The sequence below is a fragment of the Novosphingobium sp. 9U genome, assembly GCF_902506425.1.
Classification (GTDB): Bacteria; Pseudomonadota; Alphaproteobacteria; order Sphingomonadales; family Sphingomonadaceae; genus Novosphingobium.
Genome location: NZ_LR732509.1, coordinates 1 through 26,717, shown reverse-complemented (window position 1 = coordinate 26,717; position 26,717 = coordinate 1). Strand labels below are relative to the sequence as shown.

Here is a 26,717-nt window from a genome sequence, read left to right as displayed (position 1 = left end):
TTGAGCGCCGCGGTCAGTGCGTCCTTGTTGGCGTCAGTGTCATTCGCAAGGACGTTGCCGTTGCCTGTCTCACCAGAAACGATCGTCAGCGCATCGCTCTTTGCCTCAGGCGCCGTGTTCTGCACAGGCTTGGGTGATACCGTCACCGCAGTGCTCTCAAGCTCAGAGCCGACCCCCACCATGTTTCCAGCAGCGACATGATCCAGCAACGTTTCCAGCGACGCTTTCGACTTGCCAGCCTTGTCAAGCAGGCCAACGTTATAGCCGTTGAACCAGGACCCGGCGCCCCAGTAAGTGCCGGACAGCCCGTATTGGTTCATAACCTGAAGGAAGTTGTCCAATACTACTTGCCAGCGGGGATCATCGGAAGGAACGCCGAACTCACCGATGAAGCCTTTCGCATCGTTAGCCTTCAGCCACGACACAAAACTCTGAAGACGCTTCTCGCCGAGATCGAGATCGGCCTTTTCGGCATCGTAGCTACCCTGATATGTCCCGGACCCGTTTTTATCGAAGTACAGATGGGCCTCGTAGACGATGTTGTCGAGCCGGTCGTTTACCTTCAAAAATGGGTTATCCCTCGCCCAGTTGGAGGCGCCTGACCAACCTTCACCTTCAACAAAGATCGTGTGGGTGTCGCCGAGTGCGCGAATTGCATCGGTGGCCGCCTGCGCGGCTGCTGGCCATGTCGTCTTCGTCGGCATGCCATGCGGCTCATTCATGAGGTCGTAACCATAAACTGCCGGCTTATCACCGATCGCTTTGGCAAGCTTGGTCCAGAAGTCGGCAAAGGTCTCTATGGGTACTTCCTTCGACCCAATCACCTTTCCTTCGTAACGCGCGTAATTGTGGACATCCACAATAACCTTAGCGCCAACTCGTTCGGCATTATCGAGAAATGCAAGAAGCCGACCAACTTCTGCCTTATCTAAGTCTTTGCCTAATTCAGGTTGGAGCCGATCCCACTTAACAGGTAAACGAAATAGAGTGATGCCCTGGCTTACATAGAAATTTAAATCACTTAAGGATGGATACTTGTAGTCATACCCATATCTATCGTTATCGCCGCCGAATTCTGCGCCTGAGAGATTTACGCCGAGCATTTTATCACCTGACATGCCGCACCATGCAGCCTACCAGCAGTGTTTAACGAATACTCAGATCATAAAGAGTTGCGGGTCAGGCCTAATGCGGGATCAACTTGTCTTACGGAAACGTAAATAATCCCCGCCGATTTCCGCGAGGAAACGCCCATTTCCGATTAGGTACCGGCCGGCGAGCCGCCGAGGCTCGTGCGCCAATCGAACAAGCCATTCCAGTCGCACTCGCTGCGCCCAACGGGGCGCTCGCCGGACCACACCGGCCGTGAAATCCAGATAAGCCCCGACACACATTACCAGTGCTCCAGTTTGTTCCCCAAACTGGAAGGCCCACTTTTCCTGTCTTGGCTGACCCATTCCTGCGAGCACAAGATCAGCCTCGGTCGCAGCAATCGCCGTTGCCACTGCTGAGCCCTCATTAAGGTTGAAGAAGCCATCACGGGTTCCCACGATGGTGTGGCGGGGGAAACGGTCATTCAAAACTTTGCCCGCCCGGTCAGCAACGCCAGGTGCACTTCCAAGCAAGAAGATACGTAGGGGTTTGGGCGCGCTCATCAACACATCAGACGTAAGGTCAGTACCATGAAGGTTAGCGGGGAAAGACGAACCGTATAGCAGCTTGCGGGCGATATCGACGCCTACGCCATCGTTGAGCACCAACGCGCGGTCAAGGGCCCTCACGAAGGTCGGGTCACGTCGAGCAAGATTGACCGTGTGAGCATTGCAGAACGCGACGACGCGCGGCTCTACGTCTCCCGTTGATCCAGGGCAGTCTATCATACCTGCGATGGTTGCGAGCGCGGCATCTCGCTCGAAGATGCACACAGAAACTGGTCCAATCAGGCATGTTTTTTCGTCCATTCCAGAGATGCCTCCGAGTCTTGTGACCCCCACAGGGGCGAACAGCAATATTTGGTTAGGAAGCCGGTAACGATACAGTTCAACCGTCGCGAAAGTGGCGAGCATCAAACGTTTCCTTGATACTCATCGAGGTTTCTATGAAGAGCGGCTCTGATCCTTACGCAGTCTTAATGATCCGCCGCGGCGCATCGAAACAGGAAATCCGCGCTGCCTTCAAAATCCTTATCCGTAAATGGCACCCCGATATCATAGCTTCTCCGGAAGCTCACAATCGTTCGGCGGCCATTATACAAGCCTATCGCATCTTGTCCCAGGCAGACCGTCGGATAGGCCACGATCGGCGGAGGGAGGGGACATTGACCACCCCGATTTATACTGCGCATGAGCGCCGGGTCGGCGAGCGCCGCCAGAGATGGCCGAGGCGACTTCAAACAGCACAGCGGCTTGCGACCCTAGTCTGGGGAGCGGTTGCGGCTCTCACGGTCGCCTCCGCCCTGGCAGCCGAATTTCCGATCGAACAAATGGATGAGGTAAAATTGGGCGCTCTTTCGTCCGAAATAACCAAGCCGCGCCAGAAGGTCGTTTCTAATGGTGAAGCGAATTACGCCTATAACCATCAGCTTCTTTTACGCACTAAGGTCGCGGCAAATTAGCGATTGGGAGCGATAGTAGGAACACCGATCCTCAGCTTGCTCAAGGATAATCAAGGTTGCAGGCTGAATTGAGGCTTGCCCAGACGCGGGATTGTTTCCTGCTATAATTGTAGCGCCAAAGTGCTGTCCGCTCAAGCTTGAGCGTGCTGACGAGAAGGATCACCCGGCATAATGAGGTAAATGCCAGATGGTATAGGCTCTGCGCGTTACCAGTTTGGTCACGAAGCCATTGCTCCAGGTCCAGCTAACACTCCTCGTCAATTGCCAGGCTCCACTGAACCTGGGCCCTAATATCCACGCATTACGCGCGGGCGATCTCGAGAAACACACTTATGCCGAAGTAGTGCTAGGCAATCGCCCGGATATAGCAGCGCAAGGCTGTTCCGCAACGCGCACCTCAATGACCGAGCGGTAGCGCCTTTGCATCGGGTAGAGGCGGGCGGCCGGTAGGATCAAGCGGTAGCATGGTGCCCAATGAGCTATCCGTTGTTGAGCCAGTAGCAGGTTTTACGCTGGCGTCGGTTGCCTCGGGTAACACCTGAGCTTCACGGCCACGATCCGAGACCATCGCGGCCGACAGCTTATCAATCGGCTGAAGCACGGTTTGAAACGGACCGAATTGTCTCGCCCGCTGCTTACGCAGGTTCACAGCGGGGTCATATCGAGGGGCGTCCTGAAGGACTAACGACGCTTGGAGCCGGCCAATATAGGCGAGCAAGTTCGCCTGATTCACATAGCGAGCATAAGCCGCGTTAGCAAGAATGACTTGCGCGTTGAGCAGCCGTTGCTCCGAGTCGAGCACTTCAAAGTTGGAGCGGAAACCTTCGGCAAAGCCGCGCCGCACACCCGTGAGAGCAGCTTCGGCAGCGATGACACCCCGCTCTCCGGCGAGCACCTGATCTTGGGAAGCTATGGCCTGGTTCCAAGACGTCAAGACTTGCTGATTCACCGCGCGACGCGTTGTTTCCACAAGGAACTCGGCTTGTTGCTGACCCGCGATGGCCGCGCGAACGCGAGATCCAATGATACCTTGTGCCAATATTGGCATTGTCAGAGTTGCTACACCGCTGGCGGCGCCCGCCAGATCCCGTGTCGCGTAGCTGCGTGGGCTGATGTAGCCATAGCTTCCAGATACAGAAAGCACCGGGTTGCGCTCTGCCCGCTCCGCCCGAATTTGGGCTTTAGCCACTCTCTCATTGAAGATTGCTTGCCACAGGGTCGGACTCTCACTGGAGGCGACATCGTAAGCAAGGTCAAGCGTACCAGGGACGCCAGGTAGGGCCGGTTCAGGCGCGAGTGGACCAGGATTGCGGCCCACGACCGCGGCAAAGCGCGCTCGGCTCGCCTGAAGGTCGGCCTGCACTTGGATAAGTTGTGTGCGTACGATTTCGAGCTGCGCAGATGCTTGAGCGATGTCGGTGCGGGTTAGGTCCCCCCCGCGCTCCCGCGCCTGAGCTTGCTCAACCTGACGTGAATAGGAGTTGACCGATCGCTGCTGGATGGCAACCAAGGCAGTATCACGGCGAATGGAGGCATAAGCATTTACCACCTCGAGCAGGATAAAGTTTTCCAGCTCTCGCAGACGTTCTCGCGCAGAAAGCACGTTCGCTTCTGCCTCTGTGACAGCCGCAGCGGTTCGCCCACCATTGAGTAAGATCTGTGACGCGCTGATTGTAACGCCCATGCGGCGGTTCTCCGCGCGTTGAAACTCATCAAAGATGTCTCGTTGACGCTGTTCTTCATACGCGAAGGTGCCTGTGATACCCGCGTTCAGGCGATAAGGCGACGCCGCTTGGATCACGCGCTCGTCGATCGCGCGTAATTGAGCACGTTGTGCCTCGAGTTGTGGGTTGTTTCTATATGCGTCGGCAATCGCTTGGCCAAGCGTCTCTGTTGCCGCCACCGTTTCTGCCGCCACCTGATTAGCCGTGCGGACCTGCTCTGCAGGAGCAGCCGCTAACACGGGCCAGGCTACGCTAGTCAGCATAGCCGCGCAGGCTATCGGTGCCGTTCCAAAGGTGCGCATTGCCGCCATTCCCCCTCCGGCATTCCCGCCGGCTAACGGGCGCTCGTTACCATAGCATTTTGACCCTGCCAAATCAGATCAACAGCAATCGGATAATGATCCGAGCCAGTCCGCTCCAACCGGCGTACGGACTCCAGCGCCCATCCTGACCCGGCGTAGACATGGTCGATCGGAACAAGAGGGAAGGGAACGTCACGTTTTTCGAAGCGAGCTGGCCATGAGAAGGCCGCGGTTGCACGCGCTAGCGGTGCCAGCGCCGCATCAAGCATGCGCATTCGTGCCGACCAAGGAACCAAGTTGAAGTCACCGGCTAATATCGATGCATTCCCATCCGCTCGCTTTAGTGCTTGGGCTAGTTCGGCACGTTGACGCAGGTCGGCACCGCGCGCCTGTCCGCGCGCTAGGTGAACTGTGACCACGGGAATAATGCCGACGCTACCAGGCAAACGGATGCGGGCATCCAACATCATTCCGGGATCGATCCGCCTCCAAGGTCTGTCGGTTCGTCGCAGCTTGGTACTTTCGATGGGGAAGCGAGACAATATAATCAATGCGCAACGATGCTTACAACCGCTGGAGTAAGGAAACGTGCGCGCGAGCACGGGAAGTACAGAAGCGAACTGGCCTTCGGTTTCTTGTAGAAAAAGTATATCGGCACCGGATCGCTCTAGAACTGCGGCGGTGCCGGATGCATCGACGTTGTCAGTCCAAACATTGTGCGTAACCACCCGCAGCCGAATACCTTCACGTGGGTTAGCTGCCGATCTGGGCTGGGCGAGGACGGTGAGAGTGCACAGCCCCAGCGCTATCGAAGCAGTGACCGCTCCGGCTCCGCGTGCGCGGGACAGCACTAGTGCCCCGATCGTCAGTGCAAACACCAGTGGCCAAGCCGGCGCGAGCCAATCGACCTCTACTACCCAGGCGCCTGCCCACGGTACCAAGGCCAAGAGAAGAGCGGCAGTCCCTATAATGGTGGCCACAGCCCGCGCCAATCGAAGGCCGCTATGTTGATGCACATGCCATCCAATGCTGATCGATTGAAATACCACGATAACTCGTCGATCACGCAGGGTGACAATCTGCCTGCCGGTTGACGCAAGATCTGGGAAACCGAAGTTCGGTCCAAGACCTCATATCGCCACCCGTTTTCCAAGACCAAGGGAACGATGTGCCCACCGCGCCAACACTTATCGGCACTCACTGTCTTTGCCGCACATTTGTCTCGGCTTGCTTTGACGAGGTCGAGCCCAAACAGCGGCCGTTATTGCTCGTGCAGCGATCTCGAGAAGGCTTCTGTCAGCGGGTCGAGCATGTACTGGAGAGCCGTGCGGGGCCGCAGTTTAACTAGAACCTGTACGGGGACACCTGGACGAATGCCAGTGTCGGCGCCACGAATTTTTTTGAGCATCGCAATTTGCGACTCTGAAACGATAATTTCAGCGGTGAAATAGCTGCGCCCCGACTTCTCATCCAGCAATGCATCAGCCGATACGTTGCGCACGGTCCCGAGCAGGATCGGTAGGTCGCGCTCATGCAGCGAGAGGAATTTTACCTCCGCTTGGCGTCCCTCATAGACGCCGTCGATATCGCCAGGCGAGAAGTTCGCCTTTACCACCAGAGGCGCGGCGTCAGGAACAATATCTAAAATCGGCTGCCCTGCCTGGATTACGCCGCCTCTCGAAAAGACCCGCAGGCCGACTATACGACCTGCTAGCGGAGCACGAATCAACGTGCGCTCCAGCTGGTCCTTGGCCGCCAGCCACTTTGGCATTACTTCGTTGAGCTGAAACTGCGTATCGCGAAGCAATGTGGCACTATCTTCCACATACTTCCGGCTCGTTACAATCGATTGCTGTCGGGCTTGGCCCACTTGCTCACGACTAGCTGCCGCGCGTGAGGCATATTCAACATTGCTGCCCTCGAGCTGCTGGATTGACCGCTCGATTGCTCGAACTGAGTTACGCGATACATAGCCTTCATCCGCCAGCTTGCGTGTGCTTTCGAGTTGTTGCTGCAGCGAAGCCCGCTGCTCCCGGGAGGCCAGCGCCTGCGCAGAATAGCCTGTGGTTTCGTTCGCCACCTCAGCCTCCTGCTGGCGTAGCACTGCGCGGTTGGCCGCAAGCGAGCTTGAGCGCGCGGCTCGTTGCGCGATCTGAAGCTGCTTTGCACGCTCAACCAGCGCCCTGTCATCACCCGTTGCCGCTGCAAAAGAAGCCGGCCAAGCAATAGGGGTGCCGCGAATATCGGCTTCCAGTCGGGCTCGCTGTGCTTGAAGGTCGATCACGCTGCCCGCCAAAGCTCGCTCGGTTGCGGCGACCTCTGCGCCCTGAAGGCGAATTAAGATCTGACCAGCCTGAACATGCTGTCCCTCACGCACATCAAGCTGTTGGATGATGCCACCATCGCGGTGTTGGACAGTCTGTCGGTTTCCTGACACCGCAACCTGACCCTCACCGCCAGCAGCGGCATCAAGCCGCGCGATCGCGGCCCAGCCCAGCAAAACTACGAAGAACAGCACTGCAACTGCAACGCCGACCCAAATTGTTGTTTTGGGAGAGTCATCGAGCTTCAACCGTTCGCCGATGGTTAGCGGTGCCGGTATGATCTCTTGTGAACGTTGCACAATCTCGCCGCTCACGCGCTTGTTTCCTCAGACTTTGGGCGATCGTTACCAAGCTCGCCTGGATGTTGCTGACTAGGTACCTTTTCCCCGCGCGACGGTTCGGCTGTCTCGAAACGGACTACCTTGGATCGCTCGTCGAAGACTTGGATCGCGCCGTCGCGCAACACCATGATCTTGTCCACTGCCTGCAGCAGTCCGGTGCGATGAGTAGATACAATCACCGTCGCTCCGCGCGCACGCAGTTCGGTCAGCGTCTGGAGCAAACGCGCTTCCCCGCTTATGTCCAGGTGGGCATTAGGTTCATCAAGGAAAAGGATATTAGGCTGGCCGAACAGCGCCCTTGCCAGCGCAACCACTTGGCGCTGCCCCGATGATAACCCGCCTCCCTCACGAACTGTCAGTTGTGTATCATAGCCTTGAGAAAAGCGCAGGATCAGTTCGTGCGCACCCGCTAGCTGTGCCGCGGCCACCACCTCGCGGTCTAGTTCGGTGCTGGGATTGTCCGTGAAGGCCCGAAAGCGCGAGATATTCCCGTGAACGGTCGTAGGGAACAGCGTTGGAGTTTGTGGCATGTAGCCGAGGTGCCGGCCCAATTCTTCGCGATCCCAATCATCTAGGCGTGCCCCGTCGATCCGCACTTCACCTTCATCTGGCTCGAGCGCGCCGGCTAAGACTCGGAGCAGAGTCGACTTGCCGGCACCGCTAGGCCCGACCAGCGCGACAATCTCGCCTGGGTTGATCGTGAAACTCAGATTATGAAGCAGTACCCGGTCACTACCTGGTGCCCGTACCACTATGTTCTCCGCTTCAAGCTTGCCTTTGGGCTCAGGCAGCGCGGTGGGCGCGACGGTGACGTCGGGCAAGCGACAGAATGTGTCCAAGCCCTTGTAAGCATTCTGTGCGCCCATCACGTTCTTCATCGCGTTTAGAATTTGCTCGACCGGCTGCAGAGCACGGCCCAAGATCAATGAGGCGGCAAAGATCGCTCCGGCGGAAATCTCTTGATTGATCGCTAAGTATGCCCCCAACGCCAGAGCCATCGACTGAAGCAGCATTCTTAAAAACTTGGTGACCGCTAGAAAACCGCCCGAGGTGGAAGCAATTTGACCTTGCTGGCGAACAAGATCTGCACGCTCCACTAGGTGGCGGGTCACCAAGGCATTCCGCATCCCCAGCGCACGAGCGACTTCGGATGCGCCAATGGAATAGTCCTGACTACGGTAAGAGGCAGAGGAATGCTTGCCGGTCTGATCAAGCTGCTTCTTGGTCGCTACGTCGCTCCAAACCGCCAGTCCGATCAGCAGCAGCGAGCTTAATAGTGCCAGCAGCCCAATGAGCGGATGCAGCAAATACGAGATAATGATGTAGATTGGTGCCCAAGGCGCATCAAACAACGCAACGATAGCCGGTCCGGTGAGCGTGCCGCGCAAAGTGTCGAAGTCGCGCATTGCCTGTGCACGCTGGAAAGGCGTAGCACCGTTAGCACCCAAGATACGGTGGAGAATATTGGCTGCCGCCATCTTCTCCAATCGTACGCTTGCCCTGAGCAGCAGGCGCATGCGTACAGCGTCCAGTATAGCAAAAACGATCAGCGACACTGCTAAGATGACGGAAAGAACAACCAGCGTCGTTGTGCCTCGCGTCGGAACTACCCGGTCATAAACCTGGAGCATGAAGATCGAGGGCACAAGATAGAGGATATTGATCAGACCGGAAAACGCACCGGCAAAGATGAAATGGCGCCGTGAGGCCTGAAGGGCAGCGCGCAGCGGATTTGTAGGCTGGAACTGGTCCGCCGTGGTGAATGCCGTCTGGCGTCCGAAAGCGTTCCCCAAGATGTTACCTACCGTACCGCATTTCCGCGCCAAGGCCTCGTGCCTTAGCGAGAAACTGATTATAACCACGTTCGATCTGCCACGCATCAGCAATGCGCGTGCAACCGTCGGCGACCATTCCAAGCAGCGACAGCGCTGCGCCTGCACGCAGGTCCAGTGCCCTTACCTCAGCGCCGCGGATCGTTCCACCTTGCTGCCCTCCTCCGTGGATGTAGGCGGTGTCGCCGCGAACCTCACTGTTGACGCCCATTCTCGCAAATTCCTGTAGGTAATCGTAGCGACCGGCAAACCGCAGGTCGACAATACGTGACTCTCCGCGGGCACATGCGCCCATTGCTGCAAATAGCGGCTGCATGTCCGAATTGATGCCGGGGTAGGGGCCGGTAGAAATCTCGATGGGATAAGGTCGCCCTGAACGAACAATTGCGGTACTGCCCGACAGGAACACCTTGGCACCGCTTTCGCGCAGGAAGATCAGAGGCACTTCTAGGTCTTGAGCAGGGAAATCATGGATTTCAACATCACCGCCAGTTATAACCGAGCCGATCAGCCATGTCATCGCCTCCATGTTGTCCGGCATCACGCGGTGGACGATACCGTCAAGCTGTTCAATTCCGGTGATTTCAATCGATTCTTGCCCAAAGACGCTCACCTTCGCACCCATCGCTTCAAGGAAACGGGCAAGGTCGAGGATCTCCGGGCGAATGTGTGGGTTCCACAAACGGGTTGTTCCACGCGCAAGGCTGGCGGCGATCAGCGCGTTTTCGGTCGCACCGGTAGAACGCATCGGCAGCACGATATCGGTTCCTGTTAAGCCGTTTGGCGCTTCTGCGAACAACCGCTCGCCCTCGTACCATACTTTTGCGCCGAGCCTCGTCAGAACCAATTCATGCAGATCGGTCTTGCGGTCGCCAAGATTGCAGCCACCCGGCATGGGAACGCTGCCAGCCCCGGTCCGCGCTACGAGCGCACCTAAAATCAACAGAGTGTTACGAATAGAACGACCGTTCCACTCAAGATCGCTCGGTGGTGTCTTGTCCTCCGCAATGGTCAGTGTGCCGTTTGAAACAGTGCAGCGCTTCCCTAGCGCCTCCAGCATTCCGACATGAACAACTGCGTCCAGCAGCTCGGCAGGGTAGTTGTGAAGAGTGACCGTTTCAGGGGTGAGCAAGGAAGCGGCGAGCAGTCGCAAAACGCTGTTTTTAGCGCCGCTGATACGGACCTCGCCCACTAGCCTGGACGCTTCGATTTCTAAGTACCGGGCTTCAAGTTGCTCACGGTCCGCCCCGGTGTTCTTGCTCATCACCGAGGCGAGGGAAGTGGCAGCAGGAGTCATCGCGGCACCTTTTGGCTGATACTTATGAATATAACGTAGCCTTGGACGTAAGGTTATGTCCAACCTCGTGAGCAGGACGCAGCGTACCATCCGGGGCGAGATGGCGAACTTCGGCGTCCATGGCAATCCCGGTTAGCGCCTGCACCCGTGAGCGGGCCAACGCAATCAGTTCCAGCACATCCTGTGAGCGCGCGCCGCCATTATTAACAATGAAATTGGCATGGTCGGGAGAAAATTGCGCGCCTCCGATAGAGAATCCCTTCAGTCCGGCTTTCTCGATTGCCATGCCAGGAGGACCGATCAGGTTGTAGAGTGCGGGGTCGCTAACAAACACGGAGCCACAATTCGCACGCACTCGCGGGAACTTTGCACGGCGCGCGGCTAGAATGGAAATCGCCTCTTGGCGTAACGTATGACGATCAGCCAAAGCGAAATGAAAGCGGGCGGAAAGCACGACGGCAGCCCGGGTCTGAAGTGCAGACTGCCGATAGCGATAGTCAAGATCGGCTTGCTCAATGCGAACCAATGAGCCGTCACGCTCCAAGACGTCTACCGATAGGACGTTCTCACCTATGCCGCGACGTTGGCTGCCCCCATTCATCGTGAGGAGGCCACCGAGCGTACCAGGAATACCAATTGCGTGCGTAGCACCTGCCAAGCCGGCATCGATAACCTGTCGAACAAAGCACGGCACCCAAGACCCGGCGCCTGCGTTCACCACACCGTCCTCGTCAAGAGCAAAGCCACCAAACGCCCGGCCGATGCGCACGACCACGCCGCGGAAGCCGGCATCATCATAAAGAAGGTTGGAGCCGTCACCGACAATTACATGCGGAACGCCGGTTCTAGTGATTATCGCCATAACCTCGCGTAGCATTTCGATGCTCTCGGGAGATGCTACTACGTCAGCCGGTCCGCCGATGCGCCACCGGCCTAGCGTTGCTAAAGGAAGGTCAAAGGTGAGCGCATGCGGCGGTAGCACTGTCTGTAGGGCGTCCGCCGTTGATCGCACAGCCGCTACAGACCGCATCGCTCCCTGCGTGCTGCTTTTGGCGTCCACTCCAGCCTGCTCCATGTAGCCCTTGCAGCCCTTGTAGCGCCGCAGCTACTATTTTGTACAGGCGGATCGTCCTCCTGAGATGGCGCGATCGACCATTGCTGCCCACAACGTCGAGAAGGTGGGGCCATGCTCCAAAATTAGAACACGCGCTCGCGTACGAACAGTACGTCGTTGGGCTGGACCAGTGCGGTTAATTCCGCATCCTGCTCCTTGCCGTCGCGATACAAAGTAATTTTGCGCTCCGAGCCGGCCAATGTTGGCCCCCCGGCGCGGGCTAGTGCTTGGCGCACCGTCATTTGTGGCAGAATAGCGTAAAGACCGGCGTTGCCAATTTGACCATAAATGTAATATTGCGGTGCACCCATGGCGTAAACCGCGTCGCCTGACTGAAGCGCCACGTCGCGGGCTTCGCCCTTAGCAATGGCCGCTAGGTTATGCTGCTCGGTACTGCCGCTGGCGTGTCGCAGCAGCACGGTGTCAGACGCCCCATTACGCAAGCCTCCAACGCGCGCTACCATCTCCGTTAGCGACAGCGGGCGGTCGAGCGGGAGCAGGCCCGGTGAGCCGAATTCGCCCAGCATGGTCACCATCCGGCTTGCATAGGTTGCGATCTCAACGTTGACGATTGGATCCCTTATGACGTCGCCACGCTTTAGTGCCGCGGTGATGTTCGCAGCTAAGGCTTGGGTGGTCTGGTCAGCGGCTTGGACCCGACCGACGAGGGGCAGGGTAATTGATCCGTCCGACTTTATCCGGGTCCGGACAGTAACCCCGCCGGTACCATAAATTTGCACTTCGATCTGGTCCTCAGCGCCAAGCCGATACCCAGCTTCGCCGGTCTGTGCAGTCGCAGCATAAGGCACTGCGACGATCAGCGCGGCGATCACGCCGACTCTCTTTAACGCGTTCATCGCGATCTTCTCCGTAGCTAGAACTTGATCGAGGCAGTCACAGTAGTGGCGAAGCTTGAGTAATCGAAGATGCCATTGTTTGCATCGCGATGCCGGTACCGAGACGCAAGGTTCAGGCCAATCGTGCGCGCTAGATCATAGCTGACATTACCGCTTACTGTGTATCGATAATCGGTTCCGCGCCTGTTAGCCGTAAAAATAGGGTCTTCGCCCCGAAACTGGATTTTGGCGGCTTCGATACCGGCACCGGCCGACGTCTTCGCTGATAACTTCGCGCGGATCTTCAACTCGGCACTGTCACTAACGTAGTAGCTGGTACCGAGATTCCCCCGACCGCTGAGCGCACGACCCAGGTTTGCAGAAATGCCCAGGCGGGGCGCGATATCGTATGTCACTTGGCCACGATAGGTAGCACCGGAATAGCCACGGATGCCTGGAGCTGGATCGGCGTGAGTATAAGCAGCCTGCACCTCCGTCGCAATGCGGGTGCCGACACTGCGGGCGAGGCGGAGCCCCAATGTTTTAACATTGGTGGTGTCTCGGACGAAGTCAGTTTGAGCAGCTAGGAGCCGATTTCTTCGGATCTCAACAACCTGTGCAAACAGTTCCGCTTCGCCCAGACTTGGCCTGCGCCATACAATGCCAAGCCTACCTTCTTTGCTAGTCTGGTTGCGCTCAGTCCGACGGGCGTTATCCGTTCGCTGGATCGAGCCGGACACTACAGGGAAGAACCCGGCCGGCCGGGAGCAACTGGCGCTGATGGAATAATCTTGAATGGTCACCACATTGCTAGTTACGACGCCCAGATCCTCTAGGTCGGACTGGGCACGAAAAAGCGCCGCCGACGGATTGATCTGGCAGCGAGGACCGAAACGTAGCTGAGCTCCTCCCGTGAAGTTCAGGCTCTCGCGGTTTAGGAAGCGATAGCGGCTGTTAAACACGTACTCCGCTGCGCCCTGTAAATACACACGCTGCCGCGCAAAGTTACGATTGATGTCAATGGTCGCTCCCGGGGCGATCGACGTGTTGTCTTTTGGGCCGTCCACCCGCTGATCCCCAAACCGTAGCTGGTTACTATCATAGACTGTTACAACGCGCGCTCCCACGCTGACGCGGTTCTCCTGCGCGTGTACAGACACAGTCATGAGCGACGCGCCAGCACAGCATGTAATCAGGCTTGCCCGTGTCATTTCTATCACAGCCTTCTTGGCCAATCTTCCGCCCCGCTTCCATTCCTGCGCTCGTTTAGGTTATGGCACTCGATGCGTAAAGCGATCATGACCGGGTGGATTCCCCTCCGAACTGTAGAGCAAGACGATACCGCATCAGGGAAAAACGAGTGCCGTAGGCAAAGACCATGGCTCTCAACTTTGTCATAAGCGGCGCGGTTTCTGGGCTGATAGCGGCAATGTCCAGAAAGGCCCGACGAGGCGGCGGTAGGTGTCGTGCGCAAAAGGCGAGGGCCGCTCCCCATCCCGGTTTGCGATCATATTCGCCACCGGCAACGCGGCGAATACGCTTCAATACCTCAGGGCGCGTCGAGCGTGTGGGATGGCCAATACCTGCATCATCAACGTAAAGGCCCGGGCCGATTATTTTCCAGGCCCGAGTGCCCCATTCTCGGTCGCCGCCCGATTTCATGGAGATGGCGAAAGGGCCGACCCGTGTCATCGTTTCCGCTCGCGTCAGCATGTTGGCCGTCATTGCAAAATGCACCTGCTCCACAAAGCGCTGTTGTGGAAAGCCCACAGCCAAATCAAACAGCTCAGCCGCACTTAGCCGTGCATTGCTGGTGGTCAGCAGGTCGATCCGACCACCCACGAAACTTGGCGGTTTGTCAGTCATGAGTGGTGCTATGCCGTGCTCGAGCCATTGAGGTTCTGGCAGGCAGTCGGAATCGGTAAAAGCTAGAATTTGGCCCTGCGCTACCGCAATCCCCCGATTTCGCGCAGCATAGGAGCCCGGCATCGCTTCGGTTAGCCAAACCGCGTCAGGGAAGCGTTGTCGAGCAGGCTCCAGATCCTCAGTGGAGCCATTGTCCACTATGATAACCTCAGTGAGCTTGGAAAGGGTCTGCCGTTTCAGTCGTTCCAAGCACAATATGAGGCGCTTCGTGTCGTTGTAGACTGGAATGATGACGGAAATGAGCGGGTAAGCAGCACCAAGACCGCCAATCGTCCCCATTGTCATGCGCTTGTCCTCTTATGCCGTGCTTTACCAACCCTGATGTGCACCCTACAAGGTTGAGGAAACAGATTGTAGCAGCACAAAACGCAACGAAATAAAAACTGCTTCCGCTTATGCGAGAGCAGGCCAGGCCGTTTTCAGGACCGGGCCCTTGTTCGAAACGGGCCTAGGCTAAACGTCGGCTCAATAACGCAGGGGCAGAGGAGTTTCACCGACCCGCCACAAAGGGAATGCTCGTTGTGGACGGCTATCAGGAGATTGCACGTTGATCGATCCAGTGAGTTTCCGGCCTGAGCGCCCTCCTTTTAACCGGGTTCTAGTAACCGGCGGGGCTGGCTTCATTGGGTCAAGGGCAGTCGCGCTGCTCGCCGATCTCGGTTGTCATGTGGTAGCACTGGACAGTGGGTATGTCGGGCTACCCCTCCCAAAGCAGACAGAGAGTGTGACGCCGATTCATGCTGATATCCGCGATCGCGAGGGGATGAAGGCGGCACTAGCCGAGTATTGTCCAGATGCGGTGCTGCATCTGGCCGCTGTGCATCACATTCCCACCTGCGAGCGCGAGCCGCACCTGGCGATGGAGGTCAATATCATGGGCACTCAGTCGCTGCTTGAAGCTATGGAAGCGGCTGAGTGCCGCAACCTGGTGATGGCGTCGAGTGGCGCGGTTTATCGCTGGGACGAAGGGCCTCTGAACGAGGCAACCACCGGCACCGGCGCCACTGACGTTTATTCTATCACTAAGCTGACTAATGAATACCAGATTGGTGGATGGGCTGATCGCACCGGATCGCGTGCGCATGCCGTACGGCTGTTCAACACCATCGGTTCAGGCGATCCCAACGGCCACCTGATCCCGGACATTCTCCAGCAGATCGCTGCGGGGGACGACCAGCCAGTGATCCAGCTGGGCAACACTGCACCCAAGCGCGACTATATATATGTCGACGACGTTGCTGCGGGTTTTGTCGCGGTGCTTGGCCATGTTCTGGAGGGCGAGGCACGCGACATCTTCAATCTATCGACAGGGCGCGAGCTTAACGTGGCTGAGCTAGTCAAGCTCATGGGCGATATCATGGGCAAGCAGGTCCAGATCGAAAGCGATCCCTCACGCTTCCGCAAGATCGATCGTCTTCAGCAGCTGGGCGATCCCTCTAAGCTTTCTGCGCGCACCGGTTGGCAGCCAGCTTGGACGGCGCGGGACGCGCTGGTCGCAATCATGCGCGACCTAGGTTACGCGACGAATGGCGTGACGCAGGCGGCCTGAGACCATGCGCATTCTTCAGGTTCACAAGGACTTTGAGCCGCTCAAAGGTGGCGGTGGCACAGCACGCCACATTCACGGCTTGGCCCGCGCGCTTACCGGCAGCGGGCACGAGGTCAAAGTTGCCTCACTTCACCCTGAGATCGTGGAGACGCCCTACAAATCGTTCCACGCGTCAGCCACCCAGTTGCGATCGCATATCGCTTGGGCCGACGTGATCCATGTCCATGGCGCACGTTCGAAGTACGCGGTTGCCGGAGCGTTGCATGCCAAGCTGCAGGGTAAGCCCTTTGTATATACCCCACATGCGTTTTACGGTGCGCATTCGTCAGCCAATGCTGCGTTCAAGGCAGTATGGGATCGCACAGCCGAGAAGTTTTTGTTCGAGAAAGGTGCAGGGACCGTCCTGCTGACGGACGCTTGGTATGGCTGGCTGAAGGACCGCGGGATCTCAGCAAAACGTACCATTATCATCCCTAACTGTGTATTGGGTGGCGACCTTGCAGCTCCGCCATCTCGGCCCGGTCCCGGTACGCTCGCCGGGGCGCCTGCAATCATCACTATCGGTCGGCTCGATCCAGTGAAGAGGGTCGGCGATGTCATCCGCGCACTCGGCCGGCCGGAACTCGTAAACGCCCATTTTCACATCGTTGGTCGTGGTGACCAGCGTGAGGAGCTAGAAGCGCTGGCACAGTCCACTGGTGTCAAAGATCGCGTGACGTTTCACGGCTTTGTGGACGATGCAGGGGTGGCCGCGATGGTCGCGGACAGCGATGTATTCGTGCTGGCCTCTGAGCAGGAGGGCTTGCCCACTGTGCTTCTAGAGATGCTGATCGCACGGGTACCAATCGTGTGCACACGGATTCCCGGGAATCTTGCAATCACGAGTGTGGCTGAGGTTGAGACAACCTATGACGTGGGCGATATCTCCGCGCTGGCGCCCTTGCTTGCAGCTTCGCGCGATGTGACGGTATCTGATGCGTCTGTGGCGGCGCTGCGCCATGCCTTTACCTGGGAAGAGCGGGCAGAAGACATGCTTGCATTGTATAAGCGCGCGGCGGCAGGCGGTACCGCGGCAGACCTGACGGGCAAGCACAGATGACAACCGAGCGCATCGTTTTCCTGTCCGCTTATCACGATTATCGCACCGCCAAGCGAGCGAGCATTCACCCGCTCGCCAACGCGCTGGCGCAATCGGGATACGATGTGTCATTCATATCCACTCGCTTTAGCCACCTGTCGAAACGGAAGGGCGATTCGCGGCTGTTCCTGTGGGATCGCGCAAACAGGATCGAGACTGTAGACGGTATCCGCTGCTATCTTTGGCGCACCGCATTCCATCCCTTCGCAACAGGCTCCCCGATTACTGACAAGGTGATGGAGCTCCTATTTCCGCTTTATGCCGCATTACCCAATCGGGACGTCGACCGATTGTTCGCAGAAGCGGACTATGTGGTGGTTGAGGCCAGCGTCGCGGCGATCCTGCTTCGCCGCATTCGTCGGCTAAATGCCCGAGCGCAAATTATCTACTACGCTACCGATCGTCTCGACACAGTGGGCGCTCACCCCTTCGTTCGACGACGACTGGTTAAGGATGCGGGGTTAATCGAGCATGTCAGCCTGCGCTCGTCCTTGATGGCGGACGATTTCGCCTGGGCAGGCCCTCAGCGGTTGCGGCGCATTGGCTTTGGTATTGAGCCTAGTGATTTCACAAATATCGGCAGAAGTCCTTATCCAGATGGCGTACGTGCTGCGGTATCGGTAGGCTCCATGCTGTTCGACCCTAGCTTCTTCCGCGAAGTTGCACCTGCGTTTCCCGACGTGCAGTTTCATGTTATCGGCTGTGGGCATCAGTTCGAGGCGCCTGCCAACGTCACGATCCACGATGAAATGCCATTTCGCGCTACCCTACCTTTTGTGCAACACGCTGCGGTGGGATTGGCCCCCTATAAGTTTGCGCCTGGTGTGGAATATCTCTCAGAATCAAGTCTCAAGCTCGCCCAGTACGAATATTTGGGCCTGCCAGCTGCGTGCCCCGATTTCGCTGCTGGCACCGTATCCTCTCGCTTTGGCTATCGTGTGGGTGATACCGGATCCATGCGTGCGGCGTTCGGGGCAGCGCTGTCCCGATCCGGTACTGTTGCGCCGCGCAGATTTCCAACTTGGGCCGAAATCGGGCAACGGCTGCTTCACCCAGAAGCATACGCCGACACTCGACTGAACGCGGCATGATGAACACTGCAAATGGAGCTACGCATATCGCTTGGTAAGATCATACCGACTGTGCGAAGACGACAGCTGCAGGTGGAGGTTAAGTGACCAGAAGACGACGTAAGGAAGGGCTGGCCGCTTTGGCTCAGCAGATACGCGCTTGGTTGCAAGGCGTTGGCCGTCGGCAGAAGCGTCTGCCCGATCCTCTTGCGCTTGCCGCCAGCGCCGCGGCTATGCCTAGCCGGTCGGCTTCTGCGCCCCTATCAGCAACGGTCGATCGGCAGCGCGACACACGGATTGCAGAGCGCAGCCGCGCGCTTGCTATCCGGCTGTTTGGCGCGAACCAACCAGTCGAGAATCCACGTGACCTGTTTGGCCGCGCTCGCGAGCTAGATCTGCTTTGCACGTCTGTCATCGATAGCGGTATGCACGCTGTGATCTTTGGTCCACGCGGCAGCGGCAAAACCTCACTAGTTCGTGTGTTCGGGGACCTGGCCGACCAGAGGGGAGCCACCGTGCTGTATCAGTCGTGTGCAGGGGGTAGCGGCTTTGGGGACTTGGTGCTCCCCTATCTTGATGACCTGGACGCTAGTACATTCGGCATGACGGAAGACGATTTCGCTGATGCAGTAGCCGCTTTAAGGGATCTGCCAACCCCTCGGGCATTTGCTTCCCTGCTGGTACGCGCGAGCCGCGATGACCTCATCCTAATCTTAGACGAATTTGATCGACTGGATGCCGAGACCAAGGCGCAACTCGCGCTCTTGGTCAAGCTACTTTCCGACATGCGCGCGCGGGCGCGAATTGTCTGCGTCGGCATCTCGAGCGATGTTGCCGAGCTAATCGACGTTCATGCCTCCGTGCGCCGCCATCTTGTGCCAGTTGGCTTGTCGCCACTCGATGATGGGGAGGTGGAGAGCTTCATCGATACCACTAGTCGAGCAATCGGGCTTACAGTTCTTTCTCCGGCTCTGTCACTGCTGCGTTGGTTGGTATGTGGGTCACCCTACCACATGCGCCTGTTCAGTCTACACACGTGCCTCCACGCGATTGAGCATGACCGCCGTTACGCGGATGAGCATGCCGTGCTATCGGGATCGAGCCGCGCCCTCGCGATTTGGCGCGGCACTAACGCGCGGGATCATGCACTTTTCGAGACCCTCGTCACACGTTCGGATTTTTCCGCTCGGGCTATAGAAGAGGTGGCCCGGCTCGCCGCGACCAAGCTCGAATTCACTATTAACGACGTCAACGAAGTTTTGCGTATCATCGATGCTGAAGAAGTCGCGGCGGAGGCGCTGGTTTCGGCACTGACGCCTGCGCTTGCGCGCCTTCAGGATAACGAAATGTGCCTAGTCTTCGAAGATGTGCTTGCGCCGCAATTCCTACTGGCGATGTCTGCCGCTGCGCGACTGACTTCCCAGCATGACACCCTAGCTCCCGAAGGTACAATGCAATGATGGGATGGGATTACCTGCTCGCGCTACGCTCTCGCTGGCAGCTCATCGGCCTGGTGACGCTTACCATGCTTGCAGGGATTGTCATATGGACGTGGACATCGCCGCGTCAGTACACAGCTGCTGCCACGTTGCTTTTTGATAGCTCGCAGGCTGACCCAGTCAGCAACAAAGGCACTGGTGGCGGGAAATCCGCGATTGGCACTCAAGCGGATATCATTCGTAGCACCTATGTTGCACAGCGTGTGGTTCGTAATCTGAAGCTTGAGCAGAGGCCGGATTTGGTCGAAAGCTACCGGCAATCCGCTCGAACTTCGCTCCCGTTCGACGAATGGCTCGGACGGCGATTGGCAGCGCCGCTACAAGTCCTGCCGACCCGCAACACCAATGTGCTAGCCGTGAACTATGTCAGCAGTGATCCGGAACAAGCCGCTAGTCTCGCCACGGCTTTTGCGGAAGCCTATGTGCAGACCCAGCTGCAACTCCGAATTGACCCTGCGCGCGTCTATTCGCAATGGTTCGAAAGTCAGATCGGCGATGCTCGGCGTCGATTAGAAGGCGCGCAGGCGCGACTGACTAGCTTCCAGCAGGCGCGTGGGCTGATCGGCGCAGGGCGCTTCGACATCGAGCAAGCACAACTCGCCTCGCTGTCGCAACAGTTGACGGCAGCGCAAGGTGATGTGGCCCAGGCGCGTGCGCGTGCAGGTAGCAACGTTGGACAATCTTCAAACGCCCAGCAGTCTTCAGTTGTGCAAGGATTGGATGGGCAGATCGCGACGAAGTCGGCCGAGCTCCAGCAGTTGCGCCAGACGTTGGGATCGCGGCACCCTCTAGTAGTCGCTGCCCAAGCGGAACTTGGCGAATTGAACGCCCGGCGTAGTCAGGCGGTGAGTACGGCAATTGCTGCGGTCCAGACAGACAGCGCTGCAGCCAATGCCCGCCTTAGCACACTCCAACAATTGGTCGGCGCTCAGCGTGAACGTGTCCTGCGTCTTTCAGGTGCCCAGGATCAAATGTCGGTGCTGCAGCGCGACGTGGACAGCGCCCGTGCCGCGTACGATGCCGTTACAAATCGTCTAAACGAGGTCCGATTGCAGAGCGAAATCCCAATTACCAACGTCAGCCTCCTTGACCGCGCCGTTGCCCCGACGTTGCCGTCCAGCCCTAACGTGTCGCTGCGGCTGCTGCTTGGCCTTCTTAGCGGACTTCTACTGGGTCTCGGCATTGCGTTTGTGCTAGAATGGTTCTCGCCACATGTTCGGAGCACAGCGGGGCTGGAAGCCTATACAGGGCTGCCCGTGCTGGCCGATCTCGGTAAACGTTTCGCCGTTCTAGGAAGCGCCGAATGAAGCTGCGTTCGCAATCCGGTGCACAGGCGGCGCAGAGCACGTCCGTTTCCGCCGAACCACTTGCCGCAACCCTGATCGAGACGGGAGCGCTCTCGCCTGAACATCTCGAGCAGATCGACGGTTATCGCCAACGCACTGGGGCGAGCTTCGCCGAGGCGGTGGTGGATTTGGGGCTTGTTTCACCCGAGACGACGAGCCGCGCGGTTACTGCACACCAGTCCTCCGGCTTGATTGATCCTGACGCAAGTGGGGTTAGCCCTGCCATAGTTGCAGCCTATGATCCCGCTGATCCGCTTGTACTGAAGCTGCGGGCGCTACGTTCAATGCTATTCAATGCCGAGGAGCTTCGCGGCAGGCCAGCGCGAATCCTGGTATTGGCTGGGGTTGGTACCGAGGATACAGCGGGGATCGCCGCAAACATGGCTGTGTTGGTCGCGCAGCTTGGAGTGCGCGGCCTACTCGTGGACGCTAACTTCCCTGCACCCACACAGCATGTGCTGTTTGGCATAGACAATGACTTTGGAGTCACATCGTTGCTCGCCGGCGGGTCAGGACGCGACTTGCCAGTGGTTGAAACACCGATCCCTAATCTTGACTTGATGGCGACGGGACCTGAGATCTCGGCACTCAGTGAGACTGTTGAGCGGGTTTCGCTTGTGGCGCAATTGCGCGCCCTATCAAGTGATTACGCCTTTGCAATCATTGACGTGGGCGAGCAGCCGGCGGACGTCATTGCTGCGCTGGCGCGGGGGAGCGATGGCGCAGTGATGGTAGCGGAGCGCAATCAGACGCCATTGGCCTCACTGCGCGCCCTCCTTGATGCGCTGCAACGTAGCGAGGTTCCTGTGCTCGGCAGTGTACTTGCACGATAGAAGTTAAAGCATTGACGCGTCTGCAGATGCCGAGGCGTTATTGCCGGAAATTGGCTAGGCGGCGTGCCAAGGCGGGGCGCCCGACTTGCTCCCATAAAAATGGATGGCGGTGAGTTGCCGCAAGCGCATGAATCATGGTGACCTGCCTTGTTGTATGCTCTTGCCGAGCTCGGCCAATCACTGCCCAGCCCCGTTCAATGTCACCCGCCACCATTAGCTTTGCACCGTACCAAGCGAGCTTCCGGGCGAAACTCGCTGTACGCTTGCGCAGGAACCCGGCGAGATAACCATGCCGCTCTATCGGATCTTGGTCTCCTGCATCCACGAGTTTGGCACATTGCACAGCGAAATCCGAAAGGTAGGCCTGGAGAACCATCTTTTCAGGATCGGTACTAATCCCACCTTTCGGCTTGTAGCGACGGTAAAGCACTTCAGGAACGATGGCGTAATCAGCCAAGCGTGAGATACGCAGCCACAGATCCCGGTCTTGCGCAAAGCGAAAGAACTCTCGATAGCCGCCAACTTGGTCGTACAGTTTGCGGCGGAACATCGTCTCGCCATGGGTGAACAAATTGCGTTCAAGCAAGGTCTGATGGAACGGCAGCTGTGTGGGCGCTTTGTAGATCCGCGTTCCGCTACCATCAGCCTCATCGTTCTCGACCCAGCACCCTACTACGCCAACTTCAGGCCGCTCGCATAGAACCGCTACTTGGCGGGAGATCCGTTCGGGCAAGGACAGGTCGCCCGAGCCATGAACTGCGACGATCTCGCCTTTGCTTGCCGCGATCGCATCGTTCATGGATGCAACAAACCCCCGATTAGGGCGGCTGATAATGGTCATGCCCGGATGATTGAGGGCACGCAGGGCGTCGGCAGTGCCGTCGCGCGAACCATCATCGACCACTACGATTTCTAGATTGGAGTAGGTCTGCGAGAGTAAGCTTCCGATCGATGCCGCGACCTCGCCGGAGCGATTGTAGAAGGCGCTCACCACAGAGACCAGAGGCATGCCAGCATCTATTTTGGTGTCAGACATCTTCGTGTAACCATTTAGTTAAATTGCGCGCGCTCTAACGCCGGGGAGGAGCTGGTCTCTACTCGCTTTTAGAAGTTCCTTCTGCTACAAGGATCGGTTGCAGCTGGCGGGCCAGATACGGCGCAAGTGTGCGCATGTACGTGTTAGTGATATGATGCTTGTCACTGTACATCACAACATTTCCGGCAACTGTCGGGCAAAATGTGCTAGTACAGATGTAATTGGTTAGATCCAGATAATAGACATGACTGAATGGTGGTCCAGCTGCTAGTGGATCGGACGCAAGGGCCGCAGCTCGCGTCTCGCGGCAACGCTCGCTGTTTGGTCCGTTGATTTGAATGCACTCGGGAACGACAAAATCAAACCAGGGATTGTCGCGGATCGCCGCCACGGCAATGCCATTCGCTACAAGGGTCCGCCAGCTGTCCACAAAAATCTGCGGTACACGTTCTTTTGCGCCATTGTTACCATGGGTAGCTAGGGTGAATACGACATCCGGCCGAATTTCAACTAGTCGCTTCATCAGCTTGGCATTCCAGCGGGAGCAAGAGGATGTGTCCGAGATCTCAAATGAACGCAGGAGGCAACCGCTTTTGGTGAAAGTGACCATGCGCCAGCTCGTGCCTTTCAGGGCAATCTGAAGCGCCGAAATCCAGTGTGCGCTGTGCGATCCGCCGACAACGGCTAACACGTGCGGGGCGGAAGGGTTGCCGTAGCTGCAACTACGCAATTTGTCCCCTTCGAGTGCCTCATGACAACCCCGCGCATATAGCGGCGAGATATCTTTTTGCATCCACAAAGGCCCCGGCTTAACCGGAACACTGCCTACCGTCGCTGCATAGCCCCGATCGAACACGGCAGCACCAGGATAGAGTAATGGGTCGGGCTTAGAAAGGCGATCTGCGGGAGCCGCCATGCGGAGATAGACACGTCCTGCTGCCGCACCCCCTACCAGTAAGCCCGCAGATGCCCCTGCTACAGCAAGGCTGCGCCAGATATGCGCATCGCGAAACTTGCCAAACGGCCTCTCAACGAATCGTGTTGTGGCCCAGGCTAGCACCACCGAGAGACCGAGAACACCGAAGCCGGCTCCCACGGGTGCAACCGTGTGGTAGCTGCAGGTTAAGTAGGCAATCAGCAGCGGCCAGTGCCACAAATAGAGCGCATAGGAGATATCGCCCAGCCAGGTAAGCGGCGAGAGCGACAAAAAGCGGCCAACATTGGCCGGGTGTTTGCCGCTTCCGCATAGCAGTACTAGAGCAGCACCCCCGGTCGGCCACAATGCGGCATATCCAGGGAACACAGTAGACACTTGTAGCAGCACGCCACAGCTTACAATCAAAAACAGGCCGACCCATCCCCCGATCAACCGTATGAGCTCAGAGAGATGCAAGCGCGGCAAAGTCGTTGCCACCAGACCGCCCATGGCGAATTCCCAGAGTCGCGCAAATGTATTGAAGTAGGCGAGTGGCTGGTTGGCTGCAGTCGCATACACTGAGTAAGCGAGCGATACGCTCATCAGCACGGCAAGGAACGTGCGTGACGCTATTTTTCTATCCAGCGTTGTGCGACGCAAAACTAAGCCTAACAGTGACATCAATGCGCCAATTACGACTAAGCTCTGCACTTGAGCTGACATTGCCCAGTAATGCTGGAAAGGGCTCGCCACCTCGTCGCGCGCGAGATAATCGACGGACGAGCGGGCTAGAAGCCAGTTCTCCAGGTACAGCGTCGACGCGATAGCGTGCGAGGTCAGCGGACTCCATCCAACCTGTGGCATCCACAAGGGCGCGGTGACCAGAATTATCAGCACTACGAACAGGGACGACGGTAGCAGGCGCTTGGCCAATCGAGACAGAAAGGCGGGCAGGTCTATGCCGCCCGTTTCGTGATACTCGCGGTCGAGCGATCCGACGAGTAGGAAGCCGGACACCACAAAAAATACGTCCACCCCGCCGGACACGCGGCCGACCCAAATGTGGAAAGTAGCGACAAGCAGCGCGCCGATTGCACGCAAGCCCTGGATGTCTTGCCGTCGGGGCTTAGTCGCGCGATCACCCTTGCTTGAAGTGGCGGATCTCGCAATGTCGCTCATATGCGATCCTTCGCTCAGCATCGGCATTACGGCCGATCACAGAATGCCTCTGATACGTGCAGCCAAAGCCTTTGCTTGGCTGAACAATCCATTGCTTAGCGCGGCGCGTTAACCTCTGCACGACGAGGTAGTTTGCCATTGAAAATCAGTCGCGGCAAAGGTCCCCGGTCCACGATAACGTAGTGGATTGCTATACAAGCGATAAACACCACTAGTATCGTAATGACGTAGGTCATCAAGGGGCCGAGATCAAGAAGATATATATACCAGCCCAAAACGGCGATTAAGCTGAAATGGAACAAATATACAGTATAGGATGCGTCAGAAAGAAAGCGGATCACTTTGCTGTCTATGTTGAGATACCGTGAGAATATCATCAACATGACCACACTGATGTAGAAGCCGGCGAAGCCATCACCGATATGCTGTACAAGCTCAGCGGGTGCTTTCCCAAACGTTCTTATCGTAGGATATATCAGTACAGAGATTGTAAGTACCGTTGCGGCGAGTAGGAGTTGCCAAATGGGCGCCCGATGCATGGCTTGGAACAAGCCGCGATGCCGAAAAGCGAGGATACCAAGGAGGAAGTAGCTTGAGTACCACAATGTAGCCTGGACTACAAAGTTGAGCGGACCCTCGGCAAGAAATCGGTAAAATAGCACGTGGTGGAGCGTGCGTCCCGCCAGGAGCAGCATTGTCATGGCTACCGCGAGTGCAAGCAGCCTGCCTTGTCCACTCCCCTTTGCTCCCCCAACCCATTCTGCCGCAGCGACTATTGGCCGCCACTGCGCTACTCGGAGGAACAGTGGCAGTGCCAAGCAATAGACCAGAACGACAATAAGAAACCAGAGGTGCTGGTGCCAATTAATCCGGTCGGGAGTGTCAGAAGGCCAAGTGAAATCGGCTGAGAAAAACTCGCCCAAGCCAATTGGCGCGACTAGATAGCGGTACATGTAGAAATTGGCAATCGGATTCACCAGCAGAATAAAAAGGAGGCAAGGTAGCCCAAATCGAACAATTCGTTCCCTACGTAATGCGGTCATACCGCGTCGATCGTGGAGCATCACCGCAAAAAAACCGGCTATGAACACGAACAGCTTCATCCGGAACAGGCCCGATGCATCGCTGATAAAGTTTGAGAACCAAAATCGATCAAACATGCCGGCGTGAAGGATCACGCCCATGCTCATGATGAACGCGCGTAAGGAGTCGAGGTAAAGGATCCGCTCGGTCTTACCGACCATGATGGCCCATCCTGTCCGTTGTACATGACATACCCTGAAGCTCGTAACTTGGTTACGGGCTCGTTCCGCATTGCGGTGGTTATGGCCGGTACGGTCATGCCGCAAGTGCTTATATTGCTGCCAGTGCAATCATCTGTCTCTTCAGAGCACAGATTCGTAGCGCCAACTGGACGCCTCAAAAGACCGCTGGCGCCTAGCGGCTTGGGCTGATTCACTGCGTCGGCGCGACAGCGGAGGCGCTGATGGCATGACAGCGTGGTTTCCATCCCTTGGACCGACACGACGCGCTGAGCGCTGCAGGAGATTCGCTGGAGTTATTGGCAGGGTTGGTCGACTTCGAGTTTTTCCGCGGACCGTTGGTCGCCGCGCTGCGTCGTAGCCCTCGCGGCAAAGGACGCTCGCCGTTCGACCCAGTGCTGGTGTTTTAAATTCCGGTGCTCCAGGCGCTCTACTCGCTGTCAGACGATGCAACCGGGTTCCGGATCAAGGACCGGCTCTCGTTGCAGCGTTTCCTGGGTCTTGGCCTGGACGACGGTGCCGGATGCAACCAAGGTGTGGCTTTTCCGGGAGCGTTTGGTGACTGCCAAGGCGATCGAC

General features: G+C 57.5%; 21 protein-coding genes and 1 pseudogene. 8 read left to right on the top strand and 14 right to left on the bottom strand.

Annotation, left to right across the window (positions count from 1 at the left end; all coding sequences use genetic code 11):
• Both GV044_RS19295 and GV044_RS19290 read right to left on the bottom strand, forming a co-directional pair.
• On the bottom strand, window positions 1–1,118 hold a 1,118-nt coding region (locus GV044_RS19295; protein WP_159873976.1), incomplete at its 3' end, for a cellulase family glycosylhydrolase.
• A 78-nt stretch (window positions 1,119–1,196) separates the two neighbouring features.
• On the bottom strand, window positions 1,197–2,066 hold the full coding sequence (locus GV044_RS19290) for a WecB/TagA/CpsF family glycosyltransferase (protein ID WP_159873974.1): 870 nt from the start codon (window positions 2,064–2,066) through the stop codon (window positions 1,197–1,199).
• Window positions 2,067–2,098: 32 nt separating this feature from the next.
• Between GV044_RS19290 and GV044_RS19285 the strand changes: the two genes are divergently transcribed.
• Complete coding sequence (locus GV044_RS19285; RefSeq protein ID WP_159873972.1) at window positions 2,099–2,614, top strand: J domain-containing protein; 516 nt, start codon at window positions 2,099–2,101, stop codon at window positions 2,612–2,614.
• Between the two features lie 397 nt (window positions 2,615–3,011).
• On the opposite strand, the gene GV044_RS19280 is transcribed toward GV044_RS19285, so the two are convergent.
• The 9 genes from GV044_RS19280 to GV044_RS19240 form a co-directional block, all read right to left on the bottom strand.
• On the bottom strand, window positions 3,012–4,649 hold the full coding sequence (locus GV044_RS19280; protein WP_159873970.1) for a TolC family outer membrane protein: 1,638 nt from the start codon (window positions 4,647–4,649) through the stop codon (window positions 3,012–3,014).
• A gap of 23 nt (window positions 4,650–4,672) precedes the next feature.
• Window positions 4,673–5,518, bottom strand: coding sequence for an endonuclease/exonuclease/phosphatase family protein (locus tag GV044_RS19275; RefSeq protein WP_159873968.1), 846 nt, complete (start codon window positions 5,516–5,518; stop codon window positions 4,673–4,675).
• Window positions 5,519–5,901: 383 nt separating this feature from the next.
• The gene (locus tag GV044_RS19270) at window positions 5,902–7,278 is read right to left on the bottom strand and encodes an HlyD family type I secretion periplasmic adaptor subunit (protein WP_159873966.1); all 1,377 of its coding nucleotides are present in this window, start codon (window positions 7,276–7,278) and stop codon (window positions 5,902–5,904) included.
• Window positions 7,275–9,131 carry a type I secretion system permease/ATPase gene (locus GV044_RS19265; RefSeq protein ID WP_159873964.1) on the bottom strand — a complete coding sequence of 619 codons (1,857 nt, stop codon included), beginning with the start codon at window positions 9,129–9,131 and terminating at the stop codon, window positions 7,275–7,277. Before GV044_RS19265 ends, GV044_RS19270 begins: the two co-directional genes overlap by 4 nt.
• Window positions 9,103–10,401 (bottom strand): UDP-N-acetylglucosamine 1-carboxyvinyltransferase, encoded by a 1,299-nt coding sequence (locus tag GV044_RS19260; protein WP_159873962.1) that lies wholly within the window; start codon window positions 10,399–10,401, stop codon window positions 9,103–9,105. The genes GV044_RS19265 and GV044_RS19260 overlap by 29 nt, the downstream gene beginning before the upstream one ends.
• 55 nt (window positions 10,402–10,456) lie before the next feature.
• Window positions 10,457–11,464: a UDP-N-acetylmuramate dehydrogenase gene (gene murB, locus GV044_RS19255; protein WP_256377305.1), complete on the bottom strand. Its 1,008-nt coding sequence runs from the start codon at window positions 11,462–11,464 to the stop codon at window positions 10,457–10,459.
• 167 nt (window positions 11,465–11,631) lie between these two features.
• A complete protein-coding gene (locus GV044_RS19250; protein ID WP_236555112.1) occupies window positions 11,632–12,381 on the bottom strand; it encodes a polysaccharide biosynthesis/export family protein in 750 nt (249 codons plus the stop codon).
• 41 nt (window positions 12,382–12,422) lie between these two features.
• The gene (locus tag GV044_RS19245; RefSeq protein WP_159873956.1) at window positions 12,423–13,619 is read right to left on the bottom strand and encodes an outer membrane beta-barrel protein; all 1,197 of its coding nucleotides are present in this window, start codon (window positions 13,617–13,619) and stop codon (window positions 12,423–12,425) included.
• Between the two features lie 61 nt (window positions 13,620–13,680).
• Window positions 13,681–14,595: a glycosyltransferase family 2 protein gene (locus tag GV044_RS19240; RefSeq protein ID WP_159873954.1), complete on the bottom strand. Its 915-nt coding sequence runs from the start codon at window positions 14,593–14,595 to the stop codon at window positions 13,681–13,683.
• A gap of 262 nt (window positions 14,596–14,857) precedes the next feature.
• Between GV044_RS19240 and GV044_RS19235 the strand changes: the two genes are divergently transcribed.
• The 6 genes from GV044_RS19235 to GV044_RS19210 all read left to right on the top strand — a co-directional run bounded on the left by GV044_RS19235 (window position 14,858) and on the right by GV044_RS19210 (window position 21,745).
• Complete coding sequence (locus GV044_RS19235; RefSeq protein WP_159873952.1) at window positions 14,858–15,859, top strand: NAD(P)-dependent oxidoreductase; 1,002 nt, start codon at window positions 14,858–14,860, stop codon at window positions 15,857–15,859.
• Between the two features lie 4 nt (window positions 15,860–15,863).
• Window positions 15,864–16,958 (top strand): glycosyltransferase family 4 protein, encoded by a 1,095-nt coding sequence (locus GV044_RS19230; RefSeq protein ID WP_159873950.1) that lies wholly within the window; start codon window positions 15,864–15,866, stop codon window positions 16,956–16,958.
• On the top strand, window positions 16,955–18,088 hold the full coding sequence (locus tag GV044_RS19225; RefSeq protein WP_159873948.1) for a polysaccharide biosynthesis protein GumK: 1,134 nt from the start codon (window positions 16,955–16,957) through the stop codon (window positions 18,086–18,088). Before GV044_RS19230 ends, GV044_RS19225 begins: the two co-directional genes overlap by 4 nt.
• 83 nt (window positions 18,089–18,171) lie before the next feature.
• On the top strand, window positions 18,172–19,527 hold the full coding sequence (locus GV044_RS19220) for an ATP-binding protein (protein ID WP_159873946.1): 1,356 nt from the start codon (window positions 18,172–18,174) through the stop codon (window positions 19,525–19,527).
• On the top strand, window positions 19,524–20,873 hold the full coding sequence (locus tag GV044_RS19215) for a GNVR domain-containing protein (RefSeq protein WP_159873944.1): 1,350 nt from the start codon (window positions 19,524–19,526) through the stop codon (window positions 20,871–20,873). Before GV044_RS19220 ends, GV044_RS19215 begins: the two co-directional genes overlap by 4 nt.
• Entirely contained in the window at window positions 20,870–21,745 is an 876-nt protein-coding gene (locus GV044_RS19210) for a hypothetical protein (RefSeq protein WP_159873942.1), read from the top strand. The genes GV044_RS19215 and GV044_RS19210 overlap by 4 nt, the downstream gene beginning before the upstream one ends.
• Before the next feature lie 37 nt (window positions 21,746–21,782).
• Here GV044_RS19210 and GV044_RS19205 read toward each other — a convergent pair whose 3' ends face one another.
• The 3 genes from GV044_RS19205 to GV044_RS19195 all read right to left on the bottom strand — a co-directional run bounded on the left by GV044_RS19205 (window position 21,783) and on the right by GV044_RS19195 (window position 26,120).
• The gene (locus GV044_RS19205) at window positions 21,783–22,781 is read right to left on the bottom strand and encodes a glycosyltransferase (protein ID WP_159873940.1); all 999 of its coding nucleotides are present in this window, start codon (window positions 22,779–22,781) and stop codon (window positions 21,783–21,785) included.
• A 58-nt stretch (window positions 22,782–22,839) separates the two neighbouring features.
• Window positions 22,840–24,876: an acyltransferase family protein gene (locus GV044_RS19200; protein WP_159873938.1), complete on the bottom strand. Its 2,037-nt coding sequence runs from the start codon at window positions 24,874–24,876 to the stop codon at window positions 22,840–22,842.
• A 95-nt stretch (window positions 24,877–24,971) separates the two neighbouring features.
• Entirely contained in the window at window positions 24,972–26,120 is a 1,149-nt protein-coding gene (locus GV044_RS19195; RefSeq protein ID WP_159873936.1) for an acyltransferase family protein, read from the bottom strand.
• Between the two features lie 269 nt (window positions 26,121–26,389).
• On the opposite strand from GV044_RS19195, the pseudogene GV044_RS19190 reads away from it, so the two are divergent.
• Window positions 26,390–26,717, top strand: a pseudogene (locus GV044_RS19190) (transposase); the annotation flags it as partial.

Excerpts from the sequence above, each read along its gene's own strand:
- GV044_RS19290 (WP_159873974.1), bottom strand. The coding sequence starts at position 2,066 with ATGCTCGCCACTTTCGCGACGGTTGAACTGTATCGTTACCGGCTTCCT.
- GV044_RS19285 (WP_159873972.1), top strand. The coding sequence starts at position 2,099 with ATGAAGAGCGGCTCTGATCCTTACGCAGTCTTAATGATCCGCCGCGGC.
- GV044_RS19280 (WP_159873970.1), bottom strand. The coding sequence starts at position 4,649 with ATGGCGGCAATGCGCACCTTTGGAACGGCACCGATAGCCTGCGCGGCT.
- GV044_RS19260 (WP_159873962.1), bottom strand. The coding sequence starts at position 10,401 with ATGAGCAAGAACACCGGGGCGGACCGTGAGCAACTTGAAGCCCGGTAC.
- murB (WP_256377305.1), bottom strand. The coding sequence starts at position 11,464 with ATGCGGTCTGTAGCGGCTGTGCGATCAACGGCGGACGCCCTACAGACA.
- GV044_RS19240 (WP_159873954.1), bottom strand. The coding sequence starts at position 14,595 with ATGACAATGGGGACGATTGGCGGTCTTGGTGCTGCTTACCCGCTCATT.
- GV044_RS19230 (WP_159873950.1), top strand. The coding sequence starts at position 15,864 with ATGCGCATTCTTCAGGTTCACAAGGACTTTGAGCCGCTCAAAGGTGGC.
- GV044_RS19225 (WP_159873948.1), top strand. The coding sequence starts at position 16,955 with ATGACAACCGAGCGCATCGTTTTCCTGTCCGCTTATCACGATTATCGC.
- GV044_RS19215 (WP_159873944.1), top strand. The coding sequence starts at position 19,524 with ATGATGGGATGGGATTACCTGCTCGCGCTACGCTCTCGCTGGCAGCTC.
- GV044_RS19210 (WP_159873942.1), top strand. The coding sequence starts at position 20,870 with ATGAAGCTGCGTTCGCAATCCGGTGCACAGGCGGCGCAGAGCACGTCC.
- GV044_RS19205 (WP_159873940.1), bottom strand. The coding sequence starts at position 22,781 with ATGTCTGACACCAAAATAGATGCTGGCATGCCTCTGGTCTCTGTGGTG.
- GV044_RS19200 (WP_159873938.1), bottom strand. The coding sequence starts at position 24,876 with ATGAGCGACATTGCGAGATCCGCCACTTCAAGCAAGGGTGATCGCGCG.
- GV044_RS19195 (WP_159873936.1), bottom strand. The coding sequence starts at position 26,120 with ATGGTCGGTAAGACCGAGCGGATCCTTTACCTCGACTCCTTACGCGCG.